General features: G+C 44.1%; 7 protein-coding genes, 2 tRNA genes and 1 other RNA gene. 8 read left to right on the top strand and 2 right to left on the bottom strand.

Annotated features, from left to right (window positions below):
- Positions 1 to 547 precede the first annotated feature (547 nt).
- Positions 548 to 637: transfer RNA gene (locus ABFQ95_06770), tRNA-Ser, on the bottom strand.
- Positions 638 to 773: 136 nt separating this feature from the next.
- Here ABFQ95_06770 and rnpB point away from each other — a divergent pair.
- From rnpB to secF, 8 genes are all read left to right on the top strand, one after another.
- Positions 774 to 1,140: RNase P RNA component class A (gene rnpB, locus ABFQ95_06765), an RNA gene on the top strand.
- Positions 1,141 to 1,164: 24 nt separating this feature from the next.
- Entirely contained in the window at positions 1,165 to 1,317 is a 153-nt protein-coding gene (locus ABFQ95_06760; GenBank protein ID MEN8237222.1) for a hypothetical protein, read from the top strand.
- A gap of 345 nt (positions 1,318 to 1,662) precedes the next feature.
- Entirely contained in the window at positions 1,663 to 2,574 is a 912-nt protein-coding gene (gene hemC / locus ABFQ95_06755) for a hydroxymethylbilane synthase (protein ID MEN8237221.1), read from the top strand.
- Positions 2,575 to 2,581: 7 nt separating this feature from the next.
- Entirely contained in the window at positions 2,582 to 3,217 is a 636-nt protein-coding gene (locus ABFQ95_06750; GenBank protein ID MEN8237220.1) for a carbonic anhydrase, read from the top strand.
- Positions 3,218 to 3,337: 120 nt separating this feature from the next.
- A tRNA-Arg gene (locus ABFQ95_06745) sits at positions 3,338 to 3,414 on the top strand.
- Positions 3,415 to 3,498: 84 nt separating this feature from the next.
- Positions 3,499 to 3,939, top strand: a complete 441-nt coding sequence (gene yajC, locus ABFQ95_06740) for a preprotein translocase subunit YajC (protein MEN8237219.1) — start codon at positions 3,499 to 3,501, stop codon at positions 3,937 to 3,939.
- A 62-nt stretch (positions 3,940 to 4,001) separates the two neighbouring features.
- Positions 4,002 to 5,564 carry a protein translocase subunit SecD gene (gene secD / locus ABFQ95_06735; protein ID MEN8237218.1) on the top strand — a complete coding sequence of 521 codons (1,563 nt, stop codon included), beginning with the start codon at positions 4,002 to 4,004 and terminating at the stop codon, positions 5,562 to 5,564.
- A gap of 16 nt (positions 5,565 to 5,580) precedes the next feature.
- Entirely contained in the window at positions 5,581 to 6,495 is a 915-nt protein-coding gene (secF, locus tag ABFQ95_06730) for a protein translocase subunit SecF (GenBank protein MEN8237217.1), read from the top strand.
- On the opposite strand, the gene ABFQ95_06725 is transcribed toward secF, so the two are convergent.
- The gene (locus ABFQ95_06725; protein MEN8237216.1) at positions 6,492 to 7,079 is read right to left on the bottom strand and encodes a superoxide dismutase; all 588 of its coding nucleotides are present in this window, start codon (positions 7,077 to 7,079) and stop codon (positions 6,492 to 6,494) included. The genes secF and ABFQ95_06725 overlap by 4 nt on opposite strands.
- Between the last annotated feature and the right edge of the window lie 306 nt (positions 7,080 to 7,385).

Genomic DNA, 7,385 nt, shown 5'->3' with positions numbered 1-7,385 from the left:
GCTGAAAGCACACATATCAGATGGGGGGGCGAGAGGTTCTGTATATCACCTGCGGGTAGCAAGAACTGGGTAGTCCGAAGATTGAGGTAGAGGTAGAGGAAGTGGAATAATAACAATGGATGGAAGGCATTCTAACCGATTTTCGTCATTGTGAGCACGCACGCTTGCCGGAAGGACACATTTAAACGGATTGTAACGAATTTTTTGGAGGGAGATATTTATGGATTATTTTTTTTCATGAGGTGGCCCTGCTCATTCTGAGCACTCCGCACACCACCAGTCAAAAACGAACCTCAAAATGCCTAAATCGCAAAAACCCAGTAAAATCAAGGGTTTGGTAGATGCGTACCTTCGGCGCCGACGTTCGCATGTAACGGAGAAACGGAGAGTAAAATAAGAGACTTTGGGGTAATTTGGGTGATTTTTAGATTCTCTAGGTACGCATGTGTTGCGTGACTTAAACTTGCTAAAGCCTATGAATACTGGGGTTTAGAGGTGCTAATATCAAACCAGAAATTCCAGCAAAAATTTTTCGAGAAATAAAAACTGGCGGAGGGAGTGGGATTCGAACCCACGGTACGCAAAAGCGCACAACGGTTTTCGAGACCGCCCCGTTCGACCACTCCGGCATCCCTCCGCTAAGGGGTACTACAATCAAGTTAACTAAAGACTGGGTCAAAGACAAGCGCAGCGTTTACAGATTGACTAAGTCAGACATACATCATCCCAAATGTTGCTTTTTTAGAAAAATCAGCTTACATCTACTAACTAGACAAGGTGGTTGGATGATCGCTGTGGGTATTATGCCTATAGAGGAAAGTCCGGGCTCCACGGAAATAGGGTGGCGGATAACGTCCGCCGAGGGTGACCTTAGGGAAAGTGCCACAGAAAATATACCGCCAGGGTTTACCCTGGTAAGGGTGAAATGGTGCGGTAAGAGCGCACCGCATCTTTGGTAACAAAGATGGCAGGGTAAACCCCACCCGGAGCAAGGCCAAATAGGAAGAGTGCGCTGGCGCAAGCCAACAGGTGAATTTCCGCACTGAATTCTTCGGGTAGGCTGCTTGAGATGCTTGGCGACAAGCATCCTAGATGAATGATCGTCCCCGACAGAACCCGGCTTACAGGCCACCTTGTCGTTGCTCTGAGCACATTGCAGCTGGTATGGCTAACGCCAATTTACAATATACCAACCTCCGGCGCCAGTATTTCCTGGGGCAGTTTGTTAATGTTTGCCTGGTTTTGCTTATTCTGCTTGGTTTTGCCGCGGAAATGTTGTGGAAGCGGTATATTGTGGTGAGTGGTTTTGGAACCTGACGCGTTTGCCTCTATAGGGGTCAGTTCTCACTAGTTTAGTGGGGGATGGCCCTTATAGGGGCGAGTATAGGCAAGCTCAAGAAAAATCCGCATACTTTGCAGACGAAATTTCACCAACAGCATCAGGTGATTATTATTCAAGGCTCGTTCGTGCTTGAATATGCCAAACAACTACTTGCTCAAAGGCAATTTGGCTTGGGTTGAGGGACGGTTGGAATATTTAGAAGATAAGTTTGGCTGAAAAAGGGGGAAAGCTTTTCCCGGAATGGATCCTGGATGGCGGCCGTTGGACTGAATAGTTACATCTAGCTTTACTCGTATGCAAAAATTGGCATAATGCATTCTATGGTCGATCACATAATCCGCATAGGAACTAGAGGTAGTCCTTTAGCACGTAAACAAGCCGAAGTTGTTCAGCAAGTCTTGCAAAAAGTGCATGGAATTGAGGAACAAAATTTTGTGGTTGTTCCGATAACAACCTCTGGTGATCGTATAACCGACCAACCTTTAATTGAATTTGGCGGCAAAGGACTATTTACCAAAGAAATTGAACAAGCTCTCTTAGACAACCAAATCGACATTGCGGTGCATTCAATGAAGGATGTAGCAACCCGGCTTCCATCAGGCTTAACAATAGCCTGTATGCTACCCCGTGAAGATCCGCGAGATGTTTTGATTGCAAAAAGCGCAACGACCATAAAAGATTTGCCACCTAGAACACGAGTAGGCACGTCATCTTTAAGGCGTGCGTGCCAAATCATGCATCTCCGCCCTGATCTTAAAATTGTGCCGCTTCGGGGTAATGTGCAAACCCGCATCAATAAAATTGAATCAGGTGTGGCAGATGCAACACTGTTGGCCCTTTCAGGGCTCAAACGGCTGGGAAAATCACAAATTGGAATTCCTCTGAGCCCTGAAACAATACTACCTGCGGTTGCCCAAGGTGCCCTTGGCATCGAATGCTGCAAAGATAATACCGCTATGCTTGAGCTGTTGACACCTATCAACGACCACCTTACATATCTATGTGTACAAGCTGAACGTGCTTTTTTGAGTGCTTTAGATGGATCTTGCAGAACCCCAATTGCTGGCCTTGCAATGTTAGAAAATGACCGATGTATGTTTACTGGACTTGTTGCATCCCTCGATGGGACATTTGTCCACAAACAAACTATTCAAGTGGCTGAAAGTGAGATCCAGAATGCTACCAAAGAGCTTGGACTGAAATTTTATGAAAAACTACAAAACTATTTATGAGTAATACATGCAGAAAATATCGAATAAATTTTTAAAAGGCTATCAAACCTTTAGGCAGAAATATGCCACAGGTGATCAACCCATTATGGACTCTCTTGCAACTTTGGGTCAAACCCCTGAAATTATGGTCGTGACTTGTTGTGATTCACGGGTTGATCCGGCGTTGATTCTTCAATGTAATCCAGGTGATCTTTTTGTTGTGCGTAATGTAGCAGGCATTGTCCCTCCTTATGAGCAAGGTAGTGCCTACCATGGGACAAGTGCTGCATTGGAATTTGGCATCCGTTTTTTAAAAACCAAACATCTGATTATACTGGGGCATAGTCAGTGCGGTGGTATTCAAACTATTATTGAACCTGATCAGAAAAAGCAAACCGATTTTATTAAAAATTGGGTTTCTCTTGTGAAAACAAACCATGCACAAGGAGAAGATATGGATGCTTATGCCAAACGCTCTCTTGGGATCTCTTGCCAGAATTGCCTCACTTTTCCCTGGATTCGCAAAAGAGTTGCGCGAAGCGAATTGAACATTCATTTGTGGTTTTTTGAAATTAAAACGGGAACTATTTTTGTGCAGTCTCCCGAAAGTGGCAGTTACGAAGAGCTGGGGGTAGATGCATCCCCTATACCTCTGGTTGGATAACACATTTAAAAAGATCCTCTTAATATACTGAATCTTAATCACTTCCACAGTATACCTTGAACTCTAGCAAGTATGTATGTATAACAAAGACAAGGACTCTAAGAGTTGTCTCAATTATGGGCGCCCTTAGCTCAGCTGGATAGAGCATCGGCCTTCTAAGCCGGGTGTCGCAGGTTCGAATCCTGCAGGGCGCGCCAGCTTATCTGTTGGGGGTATCCGTTGGAGTTTTGCATTGATTTTTTAAAGAACAGAAATACGATAAGAAGGAGTTTTCTTACAAAATGTTAGACTTTTTGACAATTTCCCCAGCAATGGCCTCAGCTGCTACCGTGGCAGGTGGTGGGTTTGGCCAGCAACTTTATCAATTTTTACCTTTGGTTTTGATATTTGTGGCTTTTTATTTTTTTCTCATTCGACCCCAACAAAAAAAGGCACAGCAACAACGTGAGATGTTGTCTGCTCTTTCAAAAGGAGACCAAGTGCTGACTTCAGGTGGCATACTTGGGAAAATTGTCAAGGTGGTCAGTGATGAAGAAGTGCTCCTTGAGATCTCCGATGGAGTCCAAGTACGTGTGGTGCGTTCAATGATTACTCAAAATTTATCACACACGGGATCAATTTCTTCTTCTAATTCACAAAGTGTTTCCAGAAAAAAGGGTTCGAATGTAAAATCTTTGACTGAGGCTAAAAAGAAAAGCACAACACGGCGTAAGACCAAGTAGTTTTTAGTCGTCCCAGGGATAAACCAAGAGCGAGAAACAAAAGTTAGTGGAGAAGGAACGATATGATACAAATTTCTAAGTGGAAACTTATGTTTTTGAGTGCCATTTGTGTCTTAGGAATCTTTTTTGCCTCTCCCAACTTTTTTGATCGAGAGCGTGTGCAAGAGACATTTCCAGAGTGGCTGCAGCCGGTAAATCTCGGCTTAGATTTGCAAGGAGGATCACAACTGCTGCTCGAGGTGGATGTTGAAGCCGGCCTTAAGGACTATCTGGACGGTAGTGTGGATGGGGTGCGCACCGCATTTCGTGGTGACAAAATTGGCTATACCGGACTGGGCGTTCGTAAAAACGCCATTCGGTTTAAATTGCGTAAATTGGAAGATCGTGACCGGGCATTTAGAGTTTTGGCAAGGCCAATGCAAGATTTTGAGATTGCGATTAATGAGCAAGGGCAGGGGCAGCTTGTTTTAAAACCTGAAGTCATTCGCGAACGCAAATCGATGATGGTGCGTCAGTCAATCGAGATTGTCCGAAGACGTATTGACGAGTATGGCACGGCAGAACCTAATATCCAACAGCAAGGCGAGGGACGTATATTGGTACAGTTGCCAGGCGTCGGTGATCCGGCTAGGGTGCGCCAACTTTTGGGTAAAACAGCCAAGATGACGTTTCGGATGGTGCATCCGGATTCACATGTGCTTATTGCTAAAAATCGGGTTCCTGCAGGCTATGAGCGCTTACCTAGTGAAGAAGAGGGTCTTCCGGATTTAATTATTGGCAAACGAATTCTTCTAAGTGGGGAAAATTTAGTGAGTGCGTCTGCAGGATTCCATCAAGAAAATAACAGCCCAATTGTTAATTTCCGATTCGATGCCTATGGGGGGCGCAAGTTTGCTGATATCACCCGAAAAAATCGAGGACGGCGCTTTGCTATCGTGCTGGATAACAAGGTGCTCAGTGCCCCTAGAATAAACAATCCTATCCCCGGCGGGCAAGCCTATATAGAGGGAGGATTTACCGTGCAACAAACCACGGATTTAGCCTTGTTGATGCGAGCTGGTGCGCTTCCTGCTCCGCTTATTGTTATTGAAGAGAGGACTGTAGGGCCAGGCTTGGGTGCAGATTCCATTGCTGCTGGTAAAATGGCAACGGTGATTGCAGTGATTCTGGTTGCTGTTTTTATGTTGTTGGTTTATACGTTCTTTGGAGTCGTGGCCAACATTGCACTAGCCTTTAATTTGATTTTGTTGATTGCTATCATGTCGGTTATTGGGGCTACGCTTACTTTACCTGGAATTGCTGGCATCGCATTGACAATTGGTATGGCGGTGGATGCTAACGTTTTGATTTACGAGCGGATTCGTGAAGAAGTGCGAAATGGCCATAAAATTCTTTCAGCCATTGATGCAGGATATACCCAAGCTATGGGAACGATCATTGACTCGAATCTGACCACACTGATTGGTGCAGCGCTACTTTTCATATTTGGCACAGGTCCCATTCGTGGATTTGCGGTGACTTTATCCATTGGTATTTTGGTGTCGATGTTTACTGCAATTTCTCTGACCCGAGTGATTGTCGTTCTATGGTATCACTGGCGTCGTCCCACCAGAATTGCGGTTTAAAAGGAGTTCTTGAAAAATGTTGCGTCTCGTTCCAGCAAACACCTCGATTAATTTCGTTAAGTTGCGTTATATAATGTTTCTGTTGTCTACATTTATAGTGCTGGGATCCCTAGCTGGGTTTATGATGAATGGGCTCAACTATGGAATTGACTTTCGAGGTGGTTTTTTAATTGAGATCCGTACGCCAGAAATTGCTGATCTCTCTGGATTGCGCACAAAGCTTTCAGGGCTTGATCTTGGGGATGTCAAACTTCAAGGTTTTGGGAGTGACACGCGTGATGTGATGATTCGTATTGAACGTCAGCCAGGTGGAGAAAAGGCGCAGTCAATTGCTTTGAACAAAATTAGACAAGCTTTGGGCAAGGACGTGACTTACCGCCGGGTAGAAACAGTTGGTCCCAAAGTAAGTGAAGACTTAAAGCGCAAAGGTTTGATGGCTATTGGTTTTGCCTTACTGGCGATGTTGGTCTATATTTGGTTTCGGTTTGAATGGCAGTTTGGTTTTTGTGCTATTGTTGCGCTAACCCATGACTGTACCAGTATTATTGGCCTTTACGCTTTTTTGCCCTGCTTAGAATTTAATGAAACAGCTATCATAGCAATCCTTACAACTGCTGGCTATTCCATTAACGATACAGTGGTGATTTACGATCGCATTCGTGAGAATTTACGCAAATACAAGAAAGAATCGATGCCAGAAATCATCAACCGAAGCATTAACAATACCTTGTCGCGAACAGTGCTGACCTCTGTAACCACGTTACTGGCATTATTTGCCCTTTACTTTTTTGGCGGCAATGTGATTGCCACCTTCAGCCTACCAATCATTGTGGGCATCACAGTGGGAACGTATTCCTCACTGTGTTTGTCCTCCCTGTTATTGCTTTATTTTAAACTCGGTGGTGAAGATCGTAAGCAGGGAGCTGCTTAACTTTCTAATTGGCTTGCCACAAAGTCCCAATTAACCAGAGAATCTAAAAATGTCTTGACGTAGTCTGGGCGGCGGTTCTGGTAATCTAAATAATACGCATGTTCCCACACATCGCAGGTAAGTAATGCCCGTTTGCTGTGAGCGAGTGGCAGATCAGCATTTCCGGTTTTCATAATTTTGAGCTGGCCTTGGTCTTCGATCAGCCAAGCCCAACCACTACCAAACTGCGTGATTGCTGCTTGATGAAATTCCTGCTTGAATTTCTCTAGGCTTCCAAATTCAGCTTCAAGCCTGTCTTTTAAAGATCCAGATGGATCACCTCCACCATTGGGACGCATACAGTTCCAGTAGAATGTGTGGTTCCAAATCTGAGCGGCGTTGTTAAAAATTCCCGCAGCATCTGCATTTTCTAATATGACATCTTCAAGAGAGCGCGAGGCCATGGGTTTACCCTCAGTCAATTTATTCAAATTAGTCACATACGTTTGGTGATGCCTGCCGTGATGAATTTCCAAGGTTTTCGCTGAGATATGGGGCTCCAGGTCGGAATAGTTGTAAGGGAGTTTGGGAAGTTCGAATGCCATGATTTGGTTCCTCCTTAAAATAATGGTTGTTCTCTCTAATGGGATACTAGTTTCCTGTAGCTTTGTGAAGAGCTGAGTATGGATTTTTCTCATTGTAACATAGTGTAATTGCACCCCACAAAGGTCTGGATTGTGGGCTATTTTCCGAAGTCGTGAATAGCTCCAATTGAGGCGTATTTTTCCTAGTTAACGAAATAAAAATTTTAATATTTTAATAATCATTTTTTTTCTCAAGCTGATTTTTGACCATATTGAAACTCCAATTTAGAAACTAACATTTTACACATGATGATTGATAGCTTCCTA

This window comes from Pseudomonadota bacterium, assembly GCA_039714795.1.
Taxonomy (GTDB): domain Bacteria; phylum Pseudomonadota; class Alphaproteobacteria; order JAGOMX01; family JAGOMX01; genus JBDLIP01.
This window is presented reverse-complemented; position numbering and strand designations above follow the sequence as displayed.